Source organism: Nocardia sp. NBC_01499, from assembly GCF_045040275.1.
In the GTDB taxonomy this organism is placed as follows: Bacteria; Actinomycetota; Actinomycetes; order Mycobacteriales; family Mycobacteriaceae; genus Nocardia.
In genome coordinates this window covers 7,497,952-7,521,444 of sequence record NZ_CP109426.1, presented here as the reverse complement: position 1 = coordinate 7,521,444, position 23,493 = coordinate 7,497,952, and the positions used below count along the sequence as shown (strand labels likewise).

General features: G+C 66.0%; 26 protein-coding genes. 9 read left to right on the top strand and 17 right to left on the bottom strand.

Features of this window, described 5'->3' with window-relative positions; genetic code table 11:
* Positions 1-19: 19 nt before the first annotated feature.
* The 6 genes from OG203_RS34540 to OG203_RS34515 are packed head-to-tail and all read right to left on the bottom strand — an operon-like array spanning position 20 to position 3,327.
* Positions 20-367, bottom strand: a complete 348-nt coding sequence (locus tag OG203_RS34540) for a YbaB/EbfC family nucleoid-associated protein (protein ID WP_405161406.1) — start codon at positions 365-367, stop codon at positions 20-22.
* A 2-nt stretch (positions 368-369) separates the two neighbouring features.
* Entirely contained in the window at positions 370-918 is a 549-nt protein-coding gene (locus tag OG203_RS34535; protein WP_405161405.1) for an SMI1/KNR4 family protein, read from the bottom strand.
* Positions 887-2,341: a deaminase domain-containing protein gene (locus OG203_RS34530; protein WP_405161404.1), complete on the bottom strand. Its 1,455-nt coding sequence runs from the start codon at positions 2,339-2,341 to the stop codon at positions 887-889. Before OG203_RS34530 ends, OG203_RS34535 begins: the two co-directional genes overlap by 32 nt.
* A complete protein-coding gene (locus tag OG203_RS34525) occupies positions 2,338-2,631 on the bottom strand; it encodes a WXG100 family type VII secretion target (protein ID WP_405161403.1) in 294 nt (97 codons plus the stop codon). The genes OG203_RS34530 and OG203_RS34525 overlap by 4 nt, the downstream gene beginning before the upstream one ends.
* The gene (locus OG203_RS34520) at positions 2,628-2,936 is read right to left on the bottom strand and encodes a WXG100 family type VII secretion target (RefSeq protein WP_405161402.1); all 309 of its coding nucleotides are present in this window, start codon (positions 2,934-2,936) and stop codon (positions 2,628-2,630) included. The genes OG203_RS34525 and OG203_RS34520 overlap by 4 nt, the downstream gene beginning before the upstream one ends.
* Positions 2,937-2,976: 40 nt before the next feature.
* Entirely contained in the window at positions 2,977-3,327 is a 351-nt protein-coding gene (locus OG203_RS34515; protein ID WP_405161401.1) for a hypothetical protein, read from the bottom strand.
* A gap of 152 nt (positions 3,328-3,479) precedes the next feature.
* Between OG203_RS34515 and OG203_RS34510 the strand changes: the two genes are divergently transcribed.
* A complete protein-coding gene (locus OG203_RS34510) occupies positions 3,480-3,890 on the top strand; it encodes a pyridoxamine 5'-phosphate oxidase family protein (protein WP_405161400.1) in 411 nt (136 codons plus the stop codon).
* 85 nt (positions 3,891-3,975) lie between these two features.
* Positions 3,976-4,374, top strand: coding sequence for a helix-turn-helix domain-containing protein (locus tag OG203_RS34505; RefSeq protein WP_405161399.1), 399 nt, complete (start codon positions 3,976-3,978; stop codon positions 4,372-4,374).
* Positions 4,375-4,378: 4 nt separating this feature from the next.
* On the opposite strand, the gene OG203_RS34500 is transcribed toward OG203_RS34505, so the two are convergent.
* The 4 genes from OG203_RS34500 to OG203_RS34485 form a co-directional block, all read right to left on the bottom strand.
* The gene (locus tag OG203_RS34500; protein ID WP_405161398.1) at positions 4,379-4,972 is read right to left on the bottom strand and encodes a ClpP family protease; all 594 of its coding nucleotides are present in this window, start codon (positions 4,970-4,972) and stop codon (positions 4,379-4,381) included.
* Positions 4,973-4,974: 2 nt separating this feature from the next.
* Positions 4,975-5,577, bottom strand: coding sequence for a ClpP family protease (locus OG203_RS34495; protein WP_405161397.1), 603 nt, complete (start codon positions 5,575-5,577; stop codon positions 4,975-4,977).
* Between the two features lie 76 nt (positions 5,578-5,653).
* The gene (locus OG203_RS34490) at positions 5,654-6,820 is read right to left on the bottom strand and encodes an acyl-CoA dehydrogenase family protein (RefSeq protein ID WP_405161396.1); all 1,167 of its coding nucleotides are present in this window, start codon (positions 6,818-6,820) and stop codon (positions 5,654-5,656) included.
* A 186-nt stretch (positions 6,821-7,006) separates the two neighbouring features.
* Complete coding sequence (locus tag OG203_RS34485; protein ID WP_405161395.1) at positions 7,007-7,867, bottom strand: helix-turn-helix transcriptional regulator; 861 nt, start codon at positions 7,865-7,867, stop codon at positions 7,007-7,009.
* A 101-nt stretch (positions 7,868-7,968) separates the two neighbouring features.
* On the opposite strand from OG203_RS34485, the gene OG203_RS34480 reads away from it, so the two are divergent.
* The gene (locus OG203_RS34480) at positions 7,969-8,718 is read left to right on the top strand and encodes an SDR family oxidoreductase (RefSeq protein ID WP_405161394.1); all 750 of its coding nucleotides are present in this window, start codon (positions 7,969-7,971) and stop codon (positions 8,716-8,718) included.
* 67 nt (positions 8,719-8,785) lie between these two features.
* Here the strand turns inward: OG203_RS34480 and OG203_RS34475 are convergent, their stop codons facing one another.
* The 3 genes from OG203_RS34475 to OG203_RS34465 all read right to left on the bottom strand — a co-directional run bounded on the left by OG203_RS34475 (position 8,786) and on the right by OG203_RS34465 (position 12,583).
* Positions 8,786-10,351, bottom strand: a complete 1,566-nt coding sequence (locus OG203_RS34475; RefSeq protein WP_405168103.1) for an ABC transporter substrate-binding protein — start codon at positions 10,349-10,351, stop codon at positions 8,786-8,788.
* A gap of 197 nt (positions 10,352-10,548) precedes the next feature.
* On the bottom strand, positions 10,549-12,270 hold the full coding sequence (locus OG203_RS34470; protein ID WP_405161393.1) for a thiamine pyrophosphate-dependent enzyme: 1,722 nt from the start codon (positions 12,268-12,270) through the stop codon (positions 10,549-10,551).
* A gap of 40 nt (positions 12,271-12,310) precedes the next feature.
* Positions 12,311-12,583 (bottom strand): GlsB/YeaQ/YmgE family stress response membrane protein, encoded by a 273-nt coding sequence (locus OG203_RS34465; protein WP_405168102.1) that lies wholly within the window; start codon positions 12,581-12,583, stop codon positions 12,311-12,313.
* Positions 12,584-12,730: 147 nt separating this feature from the next.
* On the opposite strand from OG203_RS34465, the gene OG203_RS34460 reads away from it, so the two are divergent.
* Genes OG203_RS34460 through OG203_RS34445 form a run of 4 tightly spaced genes read left to right on the top strand, consistent with a single transcriptional unit; the run spans position 12,731 to position 15,841 of the window.
* A complete protein-coding gene (locus OG203_RS34460; protein ID WP_405161392.1) occupies positions 12,731-13,495 on the top strand; it encodes a glycosyltransferase in 765 nt (254 codons plus the stop codon).
* Positions 13,495-14,484 (top strand): acyl-CoA dehydrogenase family protein, encoded by a 990-nt coding sequence (locus tag OG203_RS34455; protein WP_405161391.1) that lies wholly within the window; start codon positions 13,495-13,497, stop codon positions 14,482-14,484. Before OG203_RS34460 ends, OG203_RS34455 begins: the two co-directional genes overlap by 1 nt.
* Entirely contained in the window at positions 14,466-15,218 is a 753-nt protein-coding gene (locus tag OG203_RS34450; protein WP_405161390.1) for a PIG-L deacetylase family protein, read from the top strand. Before OG203_RS34455 ends, OG203_RS34450 begins: the two co-directional genes overlap by 19 nt.
* Positions 15,215-15,841, top strand: coding sequence for a class I SAM-dependent DNA methyltransferase (locus tag OG203_RS34445; protein WP_405161389.1), 627 nt, complete (start codon positions 15,215-15,217; stop codon positions 15,839-15,841). Before OG203_RS34450 ends, OG203_RS34445 begins: the two co-directional genes overlap by 4 nt.
* A gap of 4 nt (positions 15,842-15,845) precedes the next feature.
* Here OG203_RS34445 and OG203_RS34440 read toward each other — a convergent pair whose 3' ends face one another.
* The 3 genes from OG203_RS34440 to OG203_RS34430 all read right to left on the bottom strand — a co-directional run bounded on the left by OG203_RS34440 (position 15,846) and on the right by OG203_RS34430 (position 19,092).
* Complete coding sequence (locus OG203_RS34440; protein ID WP_405161388.1) at positions 15,846-17,957, bottom strand: prolyl oligopeptidase family protein; 2,112 nt, start codon at positions 17,955-17,957, stop codon at positions 15,846-15,848.
* 9 nt (positions 17,958-17,966) lie between these two features.
* Positions 17,967-18,548 (bottom strand): TerD family protein, encoded by a 582-nt coding sequence (locus OG203_RS34435; protein ID WP_405161387.1) that lies wholly within the window; start codon positions 18,546-18,548, stop codon positions 17,967-17,969.
* A 109-nt stretch (positions 18,549-18,657) separates the two neighbouring features.
* A complete protein-coding gene (locus tag OG203_RS34430; protein WP_405161386.1) occupies positions 18,658-19,092 on the bottom strand; it encodes a MarR family winged helix-turn-helix transcriptional regulator in 435 nt (144 codons plus the stop codon).
* A gap of 204 nt (positions 19,093-19,296) precedes the next feature.
* On the opposite strand from OG203_RS34430, the gene OG203_RS34425 reads away from it, so the two are divergent.
* Entirely contained in the window at positions 19,297-20,721 is a 1,425-nt protein-coding gene (locus tag OG203_RS34425; protein WP_405161385.1) for a pyridoxal phosphate-dependent decarboxylase family protein, read from the top strand.
* Between the two features lie 18 nt (positions 20,722-20,739).
* Here OG203_RS34425 and OG203_RS34420 read toward each other — a convergent pair whose 3' ends face one another.
* Positions 20,740-21,399 carry an RraA family protein gene (locus tag OG203_RS34420; RefSeq protein ID WP_405161384.1) on the bottom strand — a complete coding sequence of 220 codons (660 nt, stop codon included), beginning with the start codon at positions 21,397-21,399 and terminating at the stop codon, positions 20,740-20,742.
* 436 nt (positions 21,400-21,835) lie between these two features.
* On the opposite strand from OG203_RS34420, the gene OG203_RS34415 reads away from it, so the two are divergent.
* Positions 21,836-23,476: a TerD family protein gene (locus tag OG203_RS34415; RefSeq protein WP_405161383.1), complete on the top strand. Its 1,641-nt coding sequence runs from the start codon at positions 21,836-21,838 to the stop codon at positions 23,474-23,476.
* Positions 23,477-23,493: the final 17 nt, after the last annotated feature.

Genomic DNA, 23,493 nt, shown 5'->3' with positions numbered 1-23,493 from the left:
GGTGTCCCGACGCCGGTCGCTATCTGTCGCGCAGTGCGCGCGACGCCGACAATGTTGCCGCAATACGCGGATCACCCGTCAACGGTGCCGCCGCTTCGCTCGCTTGGCGCGCGGCCGTTTGCTCGGCCTGCCTGATCGTCTCCACCAGCACCTGCGCCAGCTTGACGTCGCCGAGCCGGAGGGCCTGCGGGGTAAGTCGGATATCGAGCACGTGACCCTTCGCGTCCACGGTGACGCCCAGTTCACCGTTGCGTGCGGACACCCGGACGCGTATCTGGTTCAGCGCGGTCTCGACTGCGCGCGTCTTTCGCTGGAGTTCAGCGACTGTCGCGCGCTGCCGAGCCTCCCAGTCACCGAGTTCGGTCATCGCTACAGTTTCCCCTCGGCGCGCATCTGCGCCCGCTTGGCTTCGGTCTCGGCCTGGAGTCGCCTGTTGTCTTCGTCTATCGCTTTAGACCGTTCGAGAACTGTCCAAAGCCAGGACTGGAATGTTTCACCTAGCTTCTGGACCTCGGGATGACCTTCTTGGTAAAAGAAGACTGCTGGCGATCCTTTTTCAAAAAAGAAGACCCTATATCCCTGATGATGGCCGAAGAAGAATCTATCCGGCAGCGTCAGTTTCTCGTTCGGGCCTTCAGCGATATCCTCTGCGGCTTCGAATGCGTCCAAGGGCTCAGGAAAGAAGATTGCACTTCCACGCAGCAGGGTTCCCGCCTTCCGGCCGAGAACCTTCAGGAAGGCCACATACTCGTCGGGGAGGGGGAACGTCGCGACGGCAGCAACACGAGCGATCTCTTCGTCGGTGCAACCGGCAATGTCGTCACCTGTGGCGATGCCTGCATCGATCAGTGCGTGACGGAAGCGTTCAACTTCCCGCAGACTCTCCTCAGTTGGGGGGAACGTTGGTGTAGGTGACATTCAGTCTCACTCCAGGGAATTTGGCCGAAAACTGGTTTATGACACTATCGCATGCCCTACAGGGGGCATTCTCGGTATACAAGTCGATCACGCCTTTGGAATCGGGCTTCAGCCGAGTCGCAAGTTCCTCGAGAATCTTATACTCGGAGTCAGTAGGACGAACGACTTCACCGTATTCGTCAGTTGGCCTGAAGACAGGATTCTTTGGAACTTCCACGGTGCCTGTCGGCGATGCCTCTCCGCTGACCGACTCCAACCTCTCCGCAGGTATGAACTGCCCGTCGATATCCGCCTGCGCGACCGCGACATTCCTCTTGTTCTTGATCGTTTCGCCCGCATTCGCCAGGCGGTCTCGCGCGTTCTGCGCCGCCTGCTCACCATTGAATTCACCCGCCTCAGACCCAGGGCGCACCTGCGTCGGCCCCGGCTCACCCCCACCCGGACGCGTATTCGCATCGAACTTCGTAGGCTGCGCATCGAGCAACGGCTGCACATTCTGCAACAACGCGCCACCCGCGACCGCCACACCCGCCAGCCGTACCGCAGACGCATCCGCGACAACGACCAAACCTTCGATAGCCCTGGCGACCTCACCGCCCACCGTCGCGCCCCGCACACCGGCGAGCGCGGCCCCACCACCACCGCCGAGCGGACCGGCAAGCAACCACCCGGCGCCTTCGATCAGGATCGCGGTCCCGACGAACCCTGCGAGCAGCGCCAGGATCTTGCCGTGTGCGTCTTCGATCGCCTGCGCGTAGTCGTCGCAGGCCGAGGCGAGGTTGTAGAACTGGTCGACGGTGGCGGTGATGCCGTTCGCGACGATGTCGATTTGAGTCAGGATCTGCGAGACTTCGGGCGAACTCTGGTCGGCGATAATCGTTCGAGCGCTTGGGATTCCGTAGCCAGCCCCTGTGACGATCCCGGCTGCCGTTCGCCATGCGGTCGCTACCGCTCGCAGCTTGTCGGGATCGCCGTTGGGCCACACATAGCCCTGTACCCACCGGCTGATCAACGCCCAGCCGAACGGTGCGTCCGACGGCCCGCCGTAGGCGCCCTTGAACTTCGGCGCCTGAAGGAATGTGGTCTCCGGGGGGAGCGGCAACTCGTCGGCCGGGTTCGGGCTGACCGACGATTGGCTATGCGCGTTGGCGTGATTCACGCTATTGGCCTGCAACAGATCGTGCAGCTTGCCGAGCGAGTTCACGATCGCGGTGCCCATGTCGACGGCTTTGAAGGCGGCCGGGTCGTAGCTGGAGGTCCACCGCTGGCCGCTGGTGTCGGTGCCGCCGCAGCCCCAGTTGGCGTCCAGGGTCGCGGCAAGCGCCTTCATGCCGAGTGCCGCGGATTCGCGTCCACCCGAAAACGTGCCAGCCGCCTGGCCGAACGCCGCTGGCAGCACGCTGATCGTCGCGGTCGGACTCACCCGGGCCACATCCCCTGAAGATGTTGGCCGTTGGCCGAATACACGTCGTGCGCCCGCTGCGCGGCGGCGGCCAAGGTGCCCAGCGCTTCGCGCATTTCCCGCGCGGCGGCCATCCATTCGTCGTGCTTGGCTCGGTGCGCCGCGGCGGCGTCACCGGACCAGCCGATGTGCAAATCGTCGACGGTCCGTCCGGTGTCGGTCAGACCTTGATCAATGCGATCGCTGATGCGCTTGGCCGCGTCGACCAGATCCAGAATCTCGCCGAGGTTGGCGACATAGCGGCCGCTCACGGCAGATCCAATCCGCGTAATGCCTGGGCATAGCCGTCGTCGGTCCCGCCGAAGCGCGCCGCGGCTTGATGCAGCAGCACCGCGTCCGCGGACAGGGCGGCGACGATCCGGCGAACGCCGCCTTCCCATTCCTCCCATGCTGTGTGGTGGGTGTCGGCGGCATCGCCGAGCCATTCGGCGCCGATCACCGAACGGGCTCTGCGCATCAGTCCGTCGATATCGTCGGCGAAACCCTCGGCCAATCGACTGACTCGATCCGCCGCGGTATGGATTTCAGTCTTGTTAGCCGCCACCCCACCTGACATGCGGACCAGCGTAACAGCGCAGGTCGGCGGCCCACAGTGGTCAGCGGCGGCGCAGGCGGGGGCGGGGGATTTGGCCGTCGGCCGGGGCGGGGGCCTGGCGTTCGCTGGCCAGGGCGAGCATGGCGAGGCCGGTGTCGCGGATCAGCATGTCGAGGTCGTCGACCAGGGCGGTGATGGTGTCGCGGACCTGGGGTTGGGCGACGGGGTCGATGGCGTCGAGTACGTGGTGCAGTTGCAGGCCGACGTCGAACAGGTGGCGGACCAGGCGGTCGCTGGCGTCGGTGAATTCCACACTGCTGCTGGCGGATTCGAGGGGAGGCTCGGCGGATCGGTGCGGGAGGCGGACGCGTGTCGGTCTGCCCGTGTAGCCGAGCCGCGCGGAATAGGGCATGTACTCCTCCTCGATCCATACGTGGCTCGACGCCACATTCGAGCCGCGCTTCGGGACTCCCGGCGATGCCTAATTTTACGGATACTCGGGCAATTTCCGCTATCGACGTCCATGCCCCGAAACCGATCCGCAACAGGTGGAAGAATGGACATATGCCCGCCCACCGCGCAAGCGAGACGCGTGAGCTGTCGGTAGAGGACTCCTTGGACCTGCTGCACACCGTCCGATTCGGCCGTATCGCGTTCTCGCGGCATGCATTACCCGCGATTCGCCCTGTCCGGCACACGATCGTCGACGGCTGCATCGTGATCGCCGCGGACCCGGCCATGATCCGCACCCTGCACAGACAGGTTGTCGCCTACGAGGTCGACACCATCGACCACCAGACCAACCTCGGCCGCTGCGTGATCATCACCGGCGTCGCCGACACGGTCACCGACCAGCAGGAACTCGCCCATTACCAGCTCCACCTGCAGCCGGAGACGGTGCTGGACGGTCAGCTGATCGTGATCGATCCGGACATCATCACCGGCATCGAATACATCGACGGCAACGGCGCCTGAGCCTGCCGAATCCCCTCGCCATGCCGTTGTCTGCCGTGGGCGAACATCGTCCGGATCGGCGGCGCGAGGTGTAAGACTCGTCGCTATGGCAGCAGAAGAGGATGGCGTCGTAGTCGATCTCGATGCGCACCGCCGTGGCGAGCACCGCCGGAATCGGGTCGCGACGGCCGAGCCGCGCCGGGATCGGGTCGATACCGCGTCGCCGCTGCTGCGTTCCGTGTATGGCGAGGTGCTGCGCGACGAGCGGCAGGATCAGGACCGCACGCTGGCCGATGTCGCGACCGAGGTCGGCATGTCCAAGCAGTATCTGTCGGAGATCGAGCGGGGACGCAAGGAAGCCTCCTCGGAAATGCTGCATTCGATCTGCGGTGCGCTGGGATTGTCGATCGAGGTGCTGCTTTTCCGCGGCGCTCGGAGACTGGGCGCGCTGCGGCATCTCAACCGCCCGGTCTCCGAGGCACGCGTCGAACTGCTCGCGGCCTGAGGCGTCAGCGGTCGCGGGTGAAGATCAGTTCGTCGGCCAGGCCGTAGTCGACGGCCTCCTGCGCGGTGAACACCCGATCACGAGCGGTGTCCTTGCGCAACTGGTCGACGCTCTGACCGGTGTGCTTGCTGAGAATGGCCTCGGTCTGCGAACGGATCCGCATCACCTCCGCCGCCTGCAGCGCCAGGTCCGAGATGGTGCCCTGCCCCTGCGCCGACGGCTGATGCAGCAGCACGCGGGAGTGGTTGAGGACGTAGCGCCGCCCCGGCGTGCCCGCCGACAACAGCACCGCCGCGGCCGACACCGCCTGACCCATGGCGTAGGTCTCGAGCGGCGGCCGCAGGAACTGCATGGTGTCGTAGATGGCGAGCATCGCCGTGTTCGAGCCGCCCGGTGAGTTGATGTACAGGCTGATCTCGCGATCCGGTGACTCCGACTCCAGGTGCAGCAGTTGCGCCATCACGACATTCGCGACGCCGTCGTCGATCTCGGTGCCCAGGAAGATGATTCGGTCGTTGAGCAACCGGCTGAAGACGTCGAAGGAGCGTTCGCCGTTCGGGGTGCGCTCGATGACATGGGGAATCGTGTACTGGGACATGGTCACAACCCCGCTCGGTGTGCGTTGGTGAATGGTGCGATCTGGGCGAAGCCCGCGGCGATCTCGTCCACGATGCCGTAGTCGCGCGCCTGCTCCGGAGTGAACCAGCGGTCACGGTCGCTGTCCTCGCGGATCTCCTCCAGCGAATGCCCGGTCTCCGCGGCGAGGATCTGCTCCGACTGCAGCTTCATGTACTCCAGGTTCTCCGCCTGGATCGCGATGTCCATCGCGGTGCCGCCGATGCCAGCGGAGGGCTGATGCATCATGATCCTGCTGTGCGCCAAGCTGATTCGCTTGCCCTTGGTACCGGAGGCGAGCAGCACCTGCCCCATGCTCGCGGCGAATCCGACGGCGACGGTCACCACGTCGTTCGGTATCAGCTTCATCGTGTCGTAGATGGCGAGCCCGGCGAGCACCGACCCGCCCGGTGAGTTGATGTAGAGGACGATGTCGCGCTTGTTGTCCTCACTGGCGAGCAGCACCAATTCACTGCAGGCGCGCTCGGCCATCGCGTCGTCGACCTCACCGGTCAGTTGGATGGTCCGATGGCGGAACAATCGATCGGCTAGTTGTCCCCGGTAGTCCAGGTGCGATGTTTCGATCATGCCTCAGGTCTATCCCCGCCGACACCTCGAATCCCCCGGTGTCTGCCGACAGCAGACCCGCCGCTCGACCGACCGCCTAACGCACGCCGAGCACGAACGGGAATTCCGGTTTCCCGCCGAGCAGGAACGCGCCCGCCGTCTGGATCATCTGGTCGTGCGCCATGAGATGGGTTGTCATGGTGCTCATATCGCGCAGCCAGATATCGAGGGGACTCGGTTTGTAGATCGAATCCGTGCCGACCAGCTCGCACAGGCGGGCGACGATGCGGCGGCAGGCGCGGTACGAATGGGTGCGGGTCAGCAAGGTCTGAATCCGGATGTCCGCGGGCAGGTCGGCAAAACGGTTCTCGTCCAACGCATCCCACAGGGTGCGCAGGCTGTCGACGACAGCGCCGCGGGCGACGATGTATTCCATCTCGCACTCACCCAGAATGTATTGGGCCCGATAGTTATCCGCCCACTTCTGCCCGGTCGCCGCAACGACCTTGCCCCGCGCGAGATCGCGGACGTAGTCCAGTGCGGCGCGCGTCGCGCCGAGCGGGATGCCGGGCATCACCCTGGCAAGGGCCTCGGGTTCGGTGAGTTTTCCTGTGCCGCTTCTCGGTTCGTAGAAGTCGAAGCAGTGCCGCTCGGGAATGAAGAGATCGTCGACCGCGTAATCGTTGCTGCCGCTGCCGCGCAGGCCGGTGCTGTCCCAGGTGTCGAAGACCTGAACCTGATCGCGGCGCATGAAGTACATCTTGGCGATCGGCGCACCGTCGGCGGTCGCGACTTGGTCGCCGTCGAACACCATGGCACCGGCGACGACGAGGTCGGCGTGCGTGATGGCGCTGCCGAGTTTCCATCGGCCGGTCAGCCGATAGCCGCCGGCGACTCGCACGGCCCGTCCGGACGGCGAGATCAGTCCGGCGGTGATCAGGTCCCGCGTCGGCATCAGCTCGGCGATGACCCGCTTGTCGAGGAATCCGGCGTAGATGCCCGTCGCCGCGCCGATCATCGCGCACCAGCCGGTGGCGGTATCGCCGTAGGCGAGTGCCTCGAACACCTCCATCTGCTGTAGCGAGGTCAGCCCTGGCCCGCCGAGTTCGGCGCTGAATCCCATGGCGTAGATGCCCATCGAACGAAGCCGTTCGACGATATCGGCGGGCAACTGCCTGGCCGCATCGATCTCCTGTCGTCGCTTCGCCACTTCCGGCGCGAAGGCGCGAGCCGCAGCCAACAGTGCACTTGCGTCTCCGGTCACCATTGCCCCCAATCAGGTCCAGCCGCAATCGAATTGGCACCATTTCCGGTACTCGCAGCGTATATCGATACGCGAGCTCCAACGCTGAGAATCAAGTTCCCGGAGCAACCACGACCGAAGTATCTCCAGGCACCGCTACCAGCGCCAGCGACCGGACCACTGATCGAACCAACCGGACGCGACGAGCTAATCCAACGACGGCGCGGGTGACTTCCGCAAGGCCGGATCCCCGGTAGCGACCATGCTGCCGAGCAGCGCGAGCCCACGCTCGGACTCGGAGCCGGGTGCCGCGTGATACGCGATGAGCAACTGCCCAGGCGCACCGTTCACGGAGAACGTTTCATAGGACAACGTCAGCTCCCCGACCAGCGGATTGAGGAAGCGCTTGGTTCCAGCGATCTTCCCCCGAATGTCGTGGCGCGCCCACAACCTGCGGAAGTCGTCACTCTTGAGCGACAGCTCGCCGACGAGTTCGGTCAGCCGTGGATCGTCGAGATCGCCCGCGCTTGCCCGCAAACTCGCCACCGTCTCCGCGGCGTGCATAGCCCAGTCCGGGTAGACAACGCGCGCCTCCGGATCGAGAAACATCATCCTGACCTGGTTGACGCCCGGCACCGAACACGAATTGACCGCGGCGGCAAGGGGATTCGCGGCAAGCACGTCCAGATGCCTGCCGAGCACCAGCGCGGGCGTCTGCGGCCACGCCTGCATCAAGGCGAGCAGGCCGGGACTCACCTTCTCGGGACGCTGCGGCGCGCGCCTGCGCCGCACCACCGGGCGGGCCAGCTCGCGCAGATGCGTTGCGCCCTCCTCGTCGAGCGCGAACACCCGCGCCAACGCGGCAACCACCTGCTCGGACGGATGCTTGTCCCGTCCTTGCTCGAGCCGCACGTAATAGTCGGCGCTCACGCCAGCCAGCATCGCGACTTCTTCGCGGCGCAGCCCGGCCACCCGGCGCTGGCCGCCGCCGGACATGCCGAAGTCCGCCGGGCACACCAGCTCGCGCCGTGCCCGGAGAAAGGCGCCCAGTCGGTTGTCGGAGTCCATACTTCGAGGGTAGGTGAGGGGCTTGCCGGCTGGGTGGCCCTGCCACTACCAGGAAGTCCGTACCCTGGCACGGGTCCGTGACCAGCGCGAATGTTGTGGTCATGACAAACAACCTCACCGGCCGCGTCGCGGTCGTCACCGGAGCGTCCAGTGGAATCGGCGCCGCCACCGCACAGCGGCTCGCGGCCGACGGCGCGAAGGTCGCGCTGCTCGGGCGGCGCAAGGATCGGCTCGAAGAGTTGGCCGCCCAGATCGGTGGCGAGGCGCTCGCGGTCACGGCCGACGTGGCGGTACAGCAGTCGATGCTGGACGCCGCGGCGACCGTGCGGGCGGCGTTCGGTCCGATCGACCTCGTTGTCGCCAATGCGGGCGTCATGCTCGGCGCACCGTTCGAGTCAGCGCGGACCGACGAGTGGGACAAGATGGTCGGCACCAATATCAACGGATTGTTCTACACCGGAAGGGCTTTCATCGACGATCTGCTCGCCGCGGCGAGCAACGGCGAACGTGCCGACCTGGTGCACGTCGGCTCGATCGCCGGACACGTCGCGTTCCCCAACTACGGCGTCTACTGCGCGACCAAGGCCGCCGTCGCGCACCTGACCCGCAACCTGCGCACCGAATTCGGGCCGCGCGGTGTTCGCGTCCGGACCATCGAACCCGGATTCGTCGGCACTGAACTCGGTGCCGGCATGCTCGACGAGGACCAGAAGACCGTTCTCGCCGGATGGCGCAGCGAGATGGAAATCCTTGTCGCCGACGACATCGCGGACGCGATCGTCTACTCCGTCACGGCCCCGAAGCGGGTGAACATCGCCGAAATGATCGTCGTACCAACCCCACAGGGCTGATACCCGAACTCGAAGGCCCGCTGACGCATTCGCGCGTCAGCGGGCCTCGGCACCGAACAGCAAATCGCTACTTCTCGATATTCTCGAAGTCGAAGAAACCGTTCCACGCCAGCTCGGCCTTTTTCACCTTGTCCGAACGACCTGCGGCAGCGTTGTAATCGAGCACCGGGATTTCGGCCATGTCCTTGAACAGCAGCATCTGGGCCTGCGCCACGATCTTGTAGGACTCCTCCAGGGTTGGCGCGGCCAGCGCGGCGTTGAGCAGGGCGTCGAACTCCGGGCTGTTGTAGCTGACGTTGTTGGTCTCGGAGAAGCTGTAGTACTGCGAGGTCAGGAACTGCAGCATGGTCGGGTAGTCGCCCTGCCAGCCGCCACGGAACGCCTTGCCGATGGTCTTGGCGGTGATCGCGTCGCGGATGGTCTTGAATGTCGGATACGGCGCGCCGATGGCCTCGATACCGAGGGTGTTCTTGATGCTGTTCGCCGTGGCCTCGATCCAGCCCTGATGGCCGCCGTCGGTGTTGTAGGCGATCTCGTACTTGCCCGACCACGGGGAAATAGCGTCAGCCTGCGCCCACAGCTTCTTGGCCTCTTGCGGGTTGAACTTCAAGAACTCGGAGCCGGGCAGGTTCCCGTTGAACCCGGGCAGCGTGCTCGCGGTGAAGTCACGGGACGGGATCCTGGCGCCGTGGAAGATATTCTCGCAGATCTGCTCTCGATTGATCGCCATCGAGATGGCCTTGCGGCGCAGCACGCCTTCTTCGCCCGCGAAGTGCGGGACATTGCTCTGGATACCGATATTCACCTTGTACGCGATCGGCTTGCTGATCGCGCGGTCGCCGAGATCCTTTTTGTAGCTGGTCATCGCGCTTTCCGGGATGACGTCGAGGGTGTCCAGATTGCCCGCCTGCAGATCGGCGTAGGCCGTGTCGTAGGACTGGTACATCACGAACCGCAGGCCCTTGTTCTTGGGCACCCGGCCGCCCTTGTACTCGGGGTTCGGCACCAGGTCGATCTGGACGTTGTGCTGCCACGCACCGTTCTTCGCGAACTTGTACGGGCCGTTGCCGATCGGATTCTCACCGAACGCCTTCATATCCTTGTACGCGACCTCGGGCAACGGGTAGAACGGCGCGAAGCCGAGCTCGGTCTCGAAGTCGATCGACGGCTGCTTCAACGCCACGGTGAGGGTGTGGTCGTCGACCACCTTCAATCCCGACATCGTCTGCACCTTGGCGTCTTTCGCCTGCACTTCGTCGAACCCGATGATCGGGGCGAAGACGTAGCTCTGCAGCTGAGCATTAGTGCCAAGGGCACCGTAGTTCCACGCATCGACGAACGACTTGGCCGTCACCGCTGTGCCGTCGGAGAACTTCCAGTCCGGCTTGATGGTGATCGTGTAGTTCTTCCGGTCCGTCGTCTCGATCTTCTGCGCCATCTCGTCGTGCGCGCCGCCGTTGGCGTCGTAGTACTTCAAGCCCGCGAACAGCCGGTCGACGACGCGGCCGCCCATGTTCTCGTTGGTGTTGGTGGGCACCAACGGGTTCTGCGGCTCACCACCGTTCGTGGTGACGACGTCGGCATCGCCACTGTCATCCGACGAGCATGCGGTCAGCCCCAGGCTTGTGGCCATGAGCGCCGCGGCGAGCAGCGCACCAGCTCTTGTGAATCTCACGCGTTCTCCCGATTTCGAACAGGTCAACGGGACCCACCGGGACGCGAACAAACTCACCGCGCCCCAACCCGATCACCTTTGAATGTCCTCGGACACTAACCATTCCGAGGACACTTGTCATGGGATCCACCGATGATCGGACCGGGGGCGAGCCGTCATGCGCGGCTCTCGAGCGTCTCCTTCACCTTGGCGATGGCGAAGCCCCATGCCTGATCGAAAGTCGGCTTCGGTGGTATCGAGATCTCGTCGGGGTTGGTGACGACATCGAGGAGCACCGGGCGGCGTTGCGCGAAGGCCTGCGCGACCGCCTCGTCCAGATCGTCCGGGTCGGTCACGCGACGCGATTCCAGGCCCATCGCGGCCGCGACCGCGGCGATATCCGGATTATCGAGCACGGTGCCGAACTCGGGCAGGCCACCTTCTTCCTGCTCTAGTTTGACCATGCCGAGCCGCCCGTTGTTGAACACCACCAGCGTGACCGGCAGATCGTAGGTGACCGCCGTGCGCAGGTCGCCGAGCAGCATCATCAGGCCGCCGTCCCCGCAGAAGGCGACGACCTGACGGTCCCGATCGAGGATCTGGGCACCGAGGGCCTGCGGCATGGCGTTGGCCATGGACCCGAAGTTGTAGGAGCCGATCAGCCGGCGCGAGCCGCGCAGGCTGAGGAATCGGGACAGCCACACCGTGGACATGCCGGTGTCCGAGGTGAAGATCGCGTCGTCGGCGGCATGGGTGTTGACCGCGGCGGCAACGGCTTCGGGTCGGATCAGCTGGTCCGGGTTGTCCAGGTGCCGACGGATCCGGCCGAGGAGTTTGCGGTCGTGCTTTGGTTCGGCCAGCCGCTGCTGGAGTCCGTGCCAGCGCTCGTACTCCGACTGCGCCTTCTTCAGATGCTTGTCGGACGACTTGGTGTCCAGCTTCAGCAGCAGTTCGCGCAGTGACGGGCCCGTGTGGCCGACCAACGCGACATCGACGGTGGTGCGGCGACCGATGTGGTCGAGCCGGGAGTCGAGTTGGACGACCGTCTTGCCGGTGGGATACCAGTCGCGGTAGGGGAAATCGGTGCCGACCATGAACAGCACGTCACAGTCCTCGAGCGCCGAATTGGCGGCGGGGTTGCCGATCAAACCGGTCTGCCCGACCGCGTACGGGTTGTCGTGCTCGAGACCTTCCTTCGCCTTGATGGTGAGCACCATCGGCGCCGAGAGCTGCTCGGCGAGCCGCAGCACCTCCTCGCGCGCCTCCCTGGCCCCGATGCCGACCAGCAGCGTGACCTTGTCCGCCTTGTTGAGCGTCTCGGCGGCCTGCACGATCTCGGTCGTGCCGGGAACCGTCGTGCGGTCGCGCGCGACGAACCGGGGGCGCACGTCGGTGTCGAGTTTCAGCCCGCCGATGTCACCCGGAATGGTCAGCACGGAGACGCCCTGCCGCGACACCGCAGCGTTCACGGCCTGTTCGAGCAGCCGCGGCATTTGACTGGCATTGGTGACCGTCGCGGTGAACTCCGAGACGTCGCGGAAGACCGCGTCGTTGTCGACCTCCTGGAAGTACTCGCTGCCCATTTCGGAGGTCGGCACCTGACCGCAGATCGCCAGCACCGGCGCATGCGATTTCTTCGCGTCGTAGAGACCGCCGAGCAGATGGATCGAGCCGGGACCGACAGTGCCCATGCACACCCCGATGGTGCCGGTGAGCTGGGCCTGAGCACCCGCGGCATAGGCGGCGACCTCCTCGTGGCGCACACCGATCCACTCGATGCGATCCTCGCGGCGGATGGCGTCGGTGATCGGGTTGAGTGCGTCGCCGACGACGCCCCAGACCTGGGTGACGCCCTCGTCGGCCAGCGCGGTGACGATCATTTCCGCAACCGTGGTCATAGTCGGCTCCTTTTCTTCCTAGTCTGCTCGGCGGCCCAGATCAGTGCGACACTCGCCGACCGGTGACAAGACCAACCAGGAACAGCAGGATCACCGCACCGGCGATGCAGGTGAAGAAGCTGAACCAGAGGCCGCCGCCATTGACGTCGACGCCGAACAACTTCAGCAGGAAGCCGCCGAGCAGGCCGCCGACGATGCCGACGACGATGTTCAGGAAGATGCCCTGTTCGGCGTCCGTCTTCATGATCTTGCTGGCGATCCAACCCGCAAGGCCGCCGATGATGATCCATCCGATGATCCCGAGACCCAGCATGATGTCCTCCTGTTGTGGTCGTGCCCGCCGCAACGGCGCGCTTCGGCGGTCATACCCCCGGATCAGCAGCCCAAGCAGACCGGCGAGATTCACCACATCGAGACTCGCTGACCGTTTGCCCGATCCGCCGCAGGGTAGCCGGGAGCCATGACCGACTCACGTCCTCGCGACCGAGTCCGTACCCCGCACGCCGACCGGCCCGAAGACGCCGCGTCCGGTAGTGCGGTCGCGCGGATTCTGGTTGTCGTTCCGGTGCGCGACGAGCAGCGGCTACTGCCCGCCTGCCTATCGGCGTTGGCCAGGGCGGCGGAGCTGGTCGATGTGCCGGTCCGCGTGCAACTCGTGCTCGACGCGTGTACCGACGATTCCGCGCGGGTGCCCACCTCTGCTGTCGAGGTGATGGCGGTCGACGAGCGCAATGTCGGCGCGGCCCGCGCGCTTGGGTTCGCGCGCGCCGGTGCGACCTGTGGAGCCGAAACCTGGTTCGCGACAACCGATGCCGACTCCGAAGTCGAGGAAAGATGGTTGCGTACCCAGCTCGCGCACGCCCGTGCAGGCAGCGACGTGGTTGCCGGAATCGTCGGGGTACGGAGTTGGGCGGGCCACCCGGACGCCGTCCGGCACGGCTATGAGGAGCAGTACCGCACCAGCGGCGAGCACGGTCACGTGCACGGTGCGAATCTCGGCTTCCGGGCCGACGCCTATTGGCGGATCGGCGGCTTCCGGCACCTGCGGACCGGTGAGGACGTCGACCTGGTGTCCCGCATGACGGCCGATGGCGCACGGATCACGTGGGCCGATGACGTCCGCGTCACCACCTCCGCCCGCCGAGTCGGGCGGGCACCGCAAGGGTTCGCCGCACATTTGCGGCGACTCGCGAATACGTACAGTACCGAGAGCAGGAGTGCCTGATGCCGCCGACCGAGGTCCTGAGCACTCCGGCCACGCCAAGCGCGACGGCGAGCGCGCTGCGGCGGCTCGCGGATTCCGGTCGGCTCGAGCTCGCGCTCCCCGGTTCCGGCGGCACCATCGAACGCTGGCGCGCGCTCGCCGACTTCACGTTCGGCAATGTGGTGGTCGGGCGGATGGTCGAGGCGCACGCCGATGCCGCAGCGATTCTGGCCGAGCTCGGCGGTGCCGCCGTCGCGCGCAGCCAGCTCTGGGGCGTGTGGGCCGCCGAGCCGCCGAAGCCGGTGCTACAGGCCACATTCGGGCCCGACGGCTGGACCCTGCACGGGCGCAAACCGTGGTGCTCTGGCGCGACGATCTGCACCCATGCCCTGGTCACCGCGCGGGCCGGGGACGAGCGCAGGTTGTTCGCCGTCGATCTCGCCCAGCCGTCGATCCGCGCGGTGCCGGACACCTGGCACGCCGTCGGGATGCGGGAATCCGACTCCGGCGCAGTGGATTTCACCGATGCCGTGGCCGAGCCGATCGGCGAACCCGGCGCGTATCTGACCCGGCCGGGCTTCTGGCACGGTGCCATCGGCGTGGCCGCCTGCTGGTACGGCGGCGCCTGCGCTGTCGCCCGCACCCTGCACGACCGCGCCACCGACGAGCACGCGCTGGCCCACCTCGGCGCCGTCATGAGCGGATTGCACGCCGCCGCAGTGTGTTTGGCGGATGCCGCGCGGGAGATCGACGCCGACCCGACCGACCGTGCTTGCACCGCGCGGCTGCGCGCCAGGACGGTGCGGGCCGTGGTCGAGGACGCGGCAACCGCGACCATCGACCGGGTCGGGCGCGCGCTGGGCGCCGGTCCACTGTGCGCCGACGCCGAACACGCGCGGCGCGTCGCCGACCTCACCGTCTACCTCCGCCAGAGTCATGCGGAGCGAGATCTGGCCGCTCTCGGCCGTGACTACGCGGAAAAGGAGTTCTCATGGTTGCCGAACCGCTGATCGACCTAGCCGCCCGTGGCACTCCCGAGCGCGCCTGGGCCCGGTGGCGCCTGCGTCGCCCGGAACTGTCGCTCACCGGGTGGCGGCACTTGATCGTCGTCGCACCGCATCCCGACGACGAGGTGCTCGGCGTCGGCGGGCTGATCGCGCTGGCGCGCTCGCGCGACCTGCCGGTCACCGTCGTCACGGTGACCGACGGCGAAGCGTCGCATCCGGGTTCGCCGACCTGTTCGCCGAGCGAACTCGCCGACCTGCGGGTGGCGGAATCTCGTCGTGCCGCAGCGGAATTGGGTGCCGAACCGCCGATCCGGCTCGGTATCGGTGACGGCAGGATCGCCGCCGACGAGGCCGCGGTGACCGGTGCGCTGTCGGAGGTTCTCGCCGAGTGCGGCCATGCGGGCGCGTGGTGCGCGACGACCTGGCGGCGCGACGGGCACCCTGACCACGAGGCCGTCGGCCGCGCCGCCGCTGCGGCCTGTGCGGGCACCGCGACCCGGTTGCTGGAATTCCCGGTGTGGATGTGGCACTGGGCGACGCCCGAACATCCCGTCGTCCCCGCCAGCCGCGCCCGCACGTTGACGTTGCCCGGCACCGCGGTCGACGCGAAGTTGCGCGCCATCTCGCAATTCCGCAGCCAGATCCTGCCGATGTCGGCAGACCCCGCCGACCAGCCGATCCTGCCGCCGCACGTGCTCGACCGGTTCACCGGCAACACGGAAACGTTCTTCGTATGAGCGAGACCCGTTTGGCCGCAGACTATTTCGACGACATGTACGCCCGTGATCCGGACCCGTGGGGCTTCATCACCCGCTGGTACGAGCAGCGCAAGCGCGCACTCACCATGGCGGCGCTACCGAAGCCGCGCTACCGCAGCGCGTTCGAGCCGGGCTGTTCGATCGGCACCCTGTCCGCCGAACTCACCGGCCGATGCGATCGACTGGTGTGCACCGACATCGCGGCCCAAGCCCTCGACTCGGCGGGCAAGCGCATCGACCGGCTGCCCGAATCCGAGCGCGGCGCAGTCGAATTCCGCCGCTGGGGCCTCGGCGAGCTGTGGCCCGACGAGCATTTCGACCTGATCGTGCTCAGTGAGGTCTGCTACTACCTCGACTCCGCCAGCCTGCGTACGGCTTTCGCGCATGCCGTCGAACACCTCGAATCGGACGGCACGCTGCTCTGTGTGCATTGGCGGCGAAAGGTGCCCGAGTATCCGCTGTCCGGCGATCACGTGCACGCGATCGCGCGCACCACACAGGGTTTGACGGCCATGGCGGGCTACCACGACGAGGACATGCTGCTCGACGTCTTCACCGCGGGCGACCCGATCTCCGTCGCGAAGACCGAACACATCGAGTGATCCGCTACATCAGCTTGCGCATGAAGTAGGTGTATTGGAGGACGCTGGTGTGTACCGTTTCGTCGATATTGGCGTCGGCTCCGTGGCCGCCCTCGGTGGCCTCGTAGAAGAGGTAGGGCGTGCCGAGCTCGGCCAGCCGCGCGGCGAACTTGCGGGCGTGCTGCGGGCCGACGCGGTCGTCCTTGGTGGTGGTCCAGACGAACGGCTCCGGATACCGCACGCCCGAGCGCAATTGCGCGTAGGGCGAGATGGATTCGAGGAAGGCGCGCTGGGCCGGGTCGGCGACCGTGCCGTATTCACCGACCCAGGAGGCGCCGGCGGCGATCTGTTCGTAGCGCATCATGTCCAGCAGCGGCACCTGGATGCCGACCGCATTCCACATCTCCGGATGCTGGGTGAATTCGACGCCCATCAGCAGTCCGCCGTTGGAGCCGCCGAGAATGCCGAGACGCCGCGGTGTGGTGACCTTGCGCGCGATCAAATCCTTACCGACGACGGCGAAATCGTCGAAGGCGCGCTGCCGGTTGGTGGTGAGCGCCGCTTCGTGCCACGCCGGGCCGAATTCACCACCGCCGCGAATGTTCGCCACCACGAACGCGCCGCCGTGCTCGAACCACAGCTTGCCGAGAAGCCCGTCGTAGGTGGGTGTTTGGGACAGACCGAAGCCGCCGTAGCCGTAGATGATGGTCGGAGTGGTGCTGTCGAGCTTCATTCCGGCGGCGTGCACGATGAAGTACGGCACCTGGGTGCCGTCGGGCGAGACGGCCTTCTGCTGATCGACCACGAACCGCGACGAATCGAACTGTGGCGACGTGGTTTTCACCTGCTGCACCCGCCCGGTCGCGGTGTCGAGGCTCCACAGTGCGGTCGGCGACAGGAACGAGGTGACCGACAGGTAGGCGACACTGCCTCGTGCGTCGGCGTCGACGGTGTTGATGGTTGCGTTGTCCGGCAACGGCACCGGTGCGCCGGACCAGGAGCCGTCCGGCTGCGGGGTGTAGGCCGTCGCGCGGCCACGCACGTCGTTCAGCGACGTGACGACAATGTGGTCGTGGGTGGTAAGCACGCCCTCCAGCGTCTCCGTCGGGCCGGGCTGGTAGATCGGGGTGGCGCGCAGCCGCTGCGGGTCCTTGGTCACCTCGTCCGCGTTCAGCGAAACCAGCGATCCGGTGCGGAATGTCGCGCCCTCGGTGGTCCAGTCCTGCCGCAGCGAGACCAGGATGTGGTTGCCGACCAGACCCGCCAGGTCCGATTTCGGCGGCAGCGCGAACGGTGTCGTGCCGGACGCGGTGAGCAGGCTGAATCGACGTTCGAAGAACGAGGGGTTGCGCTGGATGACACTCAGCCTTCGCCCGTTGCCGTCGTCGAGCAGCAGCGATTGGGTCGCGAGTCCGTCCGACTTCTCGCCACGGGTGATTTCGGTTGCGTCCGTGAGGCTTTGGCCTCGGCGCAGCTGTTTGACGATGAACGGATAACCCGAGGTGGTCGTCTCCCCCGGCTGCCATTCCCGCGACACCAGCAGCGTATTGTCGTCGGTCCACGTCACGTACTGCTTGCTGCGCGGCAGCACGAATCCGTCGGCGACGAATCTCTTGGTGGCTACATCGAATTCGCGCAGCGTCACGGCGTCTTCACCACCGTCGGACAGCGAGATCAGGCAGCGCTTCTTGGTGATCGAGTCACAGTTGGCGCCCTTCCACACCCAGTTCTTTCCCTCTGCCCGCGCGAGTGCGTCCAGATCGAACAGCGTTGTCCAATTCGGCTGTGGCGACTCGTAATCGGCGACGGAGGTGGTCCGCCAGATGCCGCGCGGATGGTCGGGGTCCTGCCAGAAGTTCGTGAGCGCACCGTCAGAGAACGCGGGCATCGGAATGCGATCGGGTGCGTTCCCGATCCCCTCGGCCGCCGCCAGATTGTCGGCGTAGCGCGGATCCCGCTCCAGCACGCCGAGCGTCTTGGCGTTCTCCGTGTCGACCCACGCCTTGGCCCGCGGGCTGTCGAGCTCCTCCAGCCAGCGGAACGGATCGTCCTGCGCCGCCGGCTTGCCGCCGCATGCCGCGATCGTCACCAGGGCGAGCGCCATCGCCCCGGCCCGCCAAATGCCCCGCACGCTCATGTATAGCGACTACGCCATCGCGAAGCGGAGCAGTGCCTGCTTGTCGCCCTGCTTGATCTTGCCCTTGCGGTTCAGCACTTCCAGCTGCCATGCGGAGCCGGAGCGGAAGGCGCGGGCGACGGCATTGGCGTTATCCGCGCCGAGCAGCGACGGCCAGATGTCGGCGACCTGCTGGCTGCTGCCACCGCTCGCGTCGTAGACCTTGAAGCTGATGTTGTTGGCTTTGTCGAACGAGCTGCCCTTCTTGAAGGCGGCCGCGACGAAGATGATCGAGTCGATGCCGCCGGGCACATCCGCGAAGGTGACGTGCACGGTCTCGTCATCGCCCGCGGCGGCGCCGGTCTGCTCGTCACCGCTGTGCAGCACCGAGCTGTTGCCCAGCGGGTCGAGGGAGTCGAGTCCGGCGAAGCGGACCGGCTCGGCACCCTGCATGAGGATGGCGATCAGGTCCAGGTCGACGCCTTTTTTGCGGCGTGCCCAGCCGAGCGCCCCGCCGCTGGTCCCCGCCGAAGGATCCCAGCTCACCCCGACACTCAGCTTGGTGACACCGGCGAGATCCGCGGCGCCGTCTTCTTTCTTGAGCGTGATCATGGGTTCAGATTAGCGGGGGTTTCGTAACACCAAGCGCCAGAATGATTCTCGTTCGGGTCGTGCACGACCATCGCGAAACCCATTGATAGCGCATAGCTCTCGTGACTGCTCAGGTGCTGGAAGTGGCCTTCGACAGTAGTCGGTGCAGCTGACGTTGCTCCCTGGCCGACAGTCGGCGCAGCGGCAGGTGCTCGGTCATCGCGTCGACCAGCTTTTCGCGTTGCGCCGCACCGGCCGCGGTGAGCGCGACCACTTTCACCCGCTTGTCGTCCGGTCCGGGTAGTCGCTCGACGGTGCCGCGTTTCTCCAGCTTGTCGATGATGAAGGTGACCGTCGAGGGGTCGCTGCAGGTGCGGCGGGCGAGCTCGGACATCGACGGCAGCGCGGCCGCCGGGGTGAGGTGCCAGAGCACGTTCGCCGACGGCACGGTGAGATCCAATTCACGCAGGACGCTGACGAGCGCGGCGTCGAGCTGGTCGGATACCGTACGAAGCTCGGCGAGCAGGCGATAACCCAGGTCCGCTTCAGGCAGGTCCGCTGTCACGGACGACAGTGTAGCCAGCTACTTGAAGTCTCCTATCAAGTTACTTTGACACTCAAATTTCGACGCCGTGCTGTCGGCTGCCGCATCGTGTGATCGCAGCCCGAAGATCGCGTGTCGCCTCGGCGCGCCGCACCGGTCCAGATGATCAATCACCTTGGCCGACTGGCTATTTACAAAGGCGGCCGACGCGCGGTTCGGTGGGGCATGGCTGATCCGCTGAAAGAACACGACCTCACTACGCACGCGCTGGCATTGGTGAATCAGGCGGCGGGGCCGTACCTGGACAGTCTGCCGGAGCGGCTCGTGCACGACGCAACGCACAACCCGCTCATCGACGACCTCGGCGGCCCGCTGCCCGAGCAGGGCGGCGGCGCGCTGGCGGCGATCGAGGAGTTGCTCGCGGTCGGCACGCGGGCGGCGGTGCACACCGCCGGGCCGCGCTTCTTCCATCTCGTGGTGGGCGGGGCAACTCCGGCCGCGCTGGCCGGTGACTGGATAACCGCGCTGCTCGACCAGAATGCCGGGCTGTGGGTGAGCTCCCCGCTGGCGTCGAGCACCGAGACCGTGGTGCTCGGGTGGCTCAAGGATCTATTCGGTCTACCGCAAGACTTCGGCGCGGTACTCACACCGAGCGCCACCTTCGCGAACCTGACCGGGCTGGCGGCGGCTCGCTACTGGTGGGCCGATCGGCACGGGGTGGACGTGGTCGCTCGCGGGTTGGCGGGGCTGCCGCAGCTGCCGGTGCTGACCAGCGGGCTGGTGCACGCCAGCACTCGCAAGGCGTTGCAGATTCTCGGGTGCGGCCGAGATACGTTGCGCACCTTCGTCCGCGACGATGCCGGACGAATCGACCTGGCGGCGCTGGAGCGGGCGCTGGTCGAGCTCGATGGCGCGCCCGCGGTGATCGTCGGCAACCTCGGCGAGGTGAACACCGGCGACTCCGATCCCATCAACGACCTGGCCGACCTGGCCGAGCAGTACCGCGCATGGCTGCACGTCGACGGCGCGTTCGGACTGTTCGCGGCGGTCTCGCCGCGCACGGCGCACCTCGCCCGCGGTGTCGAGCGGGCCGATTCGATCACCGCCGACGGGCACAAGTGGCTGAATGTGCCGCAGGAGAGCGGGTTTTCGTTCGTCAAGGACAATTCGTTGCTCGGCAAGACGTTCGGCAACTGGGCCGCGGCCTACCTGCCGACCCTCGAAGACGGACAGATCAGCTACAACATGCACGGCCCCGAATCCTCCCGCCGCGCACGAGCATTCCCCATCTGGGCGACACTGCGGGCATACGGTCGCGCCGGATATCGCGAGATGGTGGAACGCCATCTGGACGTGGCCGCCCACCTCGGACGAGTCGTCGACGAAGCACCCGACCTCGAGCTCCTGGCACCAGTTCAGTTGTGCGTCACCTGTTTTCGCTACCGCCCGCCGGGCGTGCCGGAATCCGAGCTGAACACCCTCAATGCCCGCCTCGGCCAAGCCATCCTCGACGACGGCCGCGTCTACGTCGGCACCACCACCTACCGAGGGATGACCGCCCTGCGCCCGACCTTCGTCAACTGGCGCATCACCGAACCGGAAGCAGACCTGCTGGTCCAGATCATCCGGGAGATCGGGCCTCGGCTGTGAACCCCTTGCCGCCCGCGCTCAGGTCAGGAACTGGAGAGTCGAGCGCTCGCCATTGCGGAGGGCCTCGGTGTGCGTGGCGACGTTCAGTCCGTCGCTCAAGGTCGAGCCAGCATCCAATTTCGCGATGATCCCGGCTTCGGCCTCCTTGATGGCCGCGGCGGCCTCCAGCAGGGACTCGATCCGGTCAGCATGGACGACGATGGCGCCTTCTTCGTCGGCGAGGATCAGATCGCCGGGGGCTACCGCGACACCACCGCAGGTCACCGGAACCTGAAGTTCACCGAGCTGGGATGTGCCGCCCGCCATGGGAGTGACGAACCGGCTGTAGATCGGCAGCTCGCAGCCACGGACATACCCGATGTCCCGGTACCCGCCGTCGACAATGATCCCGCCGAGCCCTCGAGCAATCGCCCCGCGCGCGAAAAGTTCTCCGGCGAACGCGATTTCACTCCCACCACCATCGACAACGAGCACATCACCGGGCGACGCGGACTCGACCGCCCGCAGCACCGCGAAGAAGTCGCCCCGGCACCGAACGGTGAACGCGGGCCCAACGATCCGCACCTCGGCACTACGCGGCCGAATCCCACTGTCCAGCACCCGAATCGACTTGTCGGCATCGCACAGCGCGGTCGTATCGACAGAGTGGAACTTCGCGACAAGCTGTTCGGCCAGCATCGGCGCCGCCCCTTCAAGGCTCGGAGTGTGCAGTCGCGTCGACTGTACTTTCCGGGGAATGCCGTTATCCGCGCAGGCCGCTGTCGGACACTTCCGGCGGCAATGTCTTTGGGGCCAAGAGAATTCGGGTGTCTACGACCCGTCCATCGCGTGCGATGCTGAATGCGAGCCGAAGCGGATGGGAGACCGAGGAGGCCGGGTGGGGAAATCACGCACGCGATTCGTGGCCGATCAGCTCGTGGCCGAGCAGCAACGGACCCCTCGCAAGCTGGCACTCCCCCACCACCCCACCGCCGGACAGCCCCGAAGCCGATACCGCCCGCTTCCTCCAACCCACCGACTGGATTTCGAAACCAAATACCCCACCCAGCTGAGCACAGGCCGGTCTGCCTGCCCCGGCCGCCGTACGCGTAACGGAACTCGCCGCGGAGACGGTGTGCTGCACGTGAAGCTCGCACGAGGTGGGAACGCTGCGGTGACCGCGCCGACAGTGACCGTGATGCTCAAATGGGGGACCCAGCAGGAGGTCGACCCACAGGCGCTGCTCTTGGCAGCAACCGGGAAGATCCGGACTAACGACGATTTTGTGTTCTATAACGCGCAACGCCACCCGTCCGGCGCGGTTTCGCTGGACGAGTCCGTAGCCGGCCGGGCAGCACTCACTGTCTCGCTGCCTGCCGTTGAGGACGCCGTTTCCCGAGTCGTCATTTCGGGATCTGTTGATCAAGGTTCGTTCCGCGACATCCCCGGCCTCACGCTGACCGTGCAAGACGGGAGCCGCACTCTGATCTCGTTCGACGTCGATCAGTCCGATGCCGTCACCGCGATGGTGTTCGGTGAGTTCTACCGGCGCGACGGAGCGTGGAAATTCCGGGCGGTCGGCCAAGGATGGGTAAGCGGATTGCGTGGGCTTGCCGAAGAGTTCGGTGTCGAGGTCGATGATTCGCCGACCACCCCACCATCGCCCGATCCGGTACCCCATCACGTGGCACCACAGCCTCAGATGGAGCCAGGATGGTATCCGGACTCGACCGATTCGGGTCACGTCCGCTGGTGGAATGGCACGACGTGGACCGGTGACACCAGACCGCTGTTCCCATCGGATCCGGCGGTATGCGAGCGTTGTGGTCGAGCGAAACGAGTTCAGCGTTTCGGTAGCCCGCCACCGTGTCGCTGGTGTGAGTCGGATGTCAACGGATTCATGGAAACGTGGCGGTCTCAGGCGTGGCAGGTGCTGACCACCTCGGGTCCGCACGGCCCCGGCTGGGACCAACTCTGGATCGCCCTGCGCTTCCAGCGGATTCATGAAGCCAGCGGCCGGGAAGCGCTACTCCCCCTCGCCATGGCGTACCTGGAACGGGTAGTCACCTTCGCCTTTGCCGACGACGAAATCGAGGCCCATGAACTCGACGGCTTCGAGCGCGCGGTGACCGATCTTCAAGCGGTCGTTGACATGAGCGTCGCCCACCAGCGGGTGAACGAACTTCGACAGCGCATGCTCCGCGGCAGATCGCTCACCCAGGTGCGTGCCGGTGAGCTGCCTCGCATACAACGACCTGACCTGCATCTGGAGGCTGACGAAACGCTATACATCGACGTCAACGCGGCGCAGGTCAAATACTTGGCCAGCGGGCCACGGCACAACAGCGGCAGGCTGATCGGTAGCAGCAAGAAGCTCCGGTTCGTCGGTGCGGGAGCCGGCACCGAGTTGCCGTGGTCGAAGATCATCTCGATAGCCAGCGAGTACGGGAACGTCATCATCTCCGCGACCACCGCCCGCGGCGGTGGAACCTACAGCGTTCCCGACCCCGAATACGTTGCCGCCGTGCTCGAAGGAGCATTGCGCGTCGCGAAGCGACTGGTACTCGCTCCAGGGCACCGTGATTCCCGATCGATACCACCGGACGTGAAAGCCGCAGTGTGGCAACGAGATGGCGGACAGTGCTGTCAATGCGGCGACACCCACTATCTAGAGTTCGATCACGTCATCCCGTTGAGCCGAGGCGGTGCGACCAGCGTCGGCAACCTCCAGATCCTTTGCCGCAGATGCAATCTCGAGAAAGGCGCACGCATCTGATCAAAGGTCCGCCACCG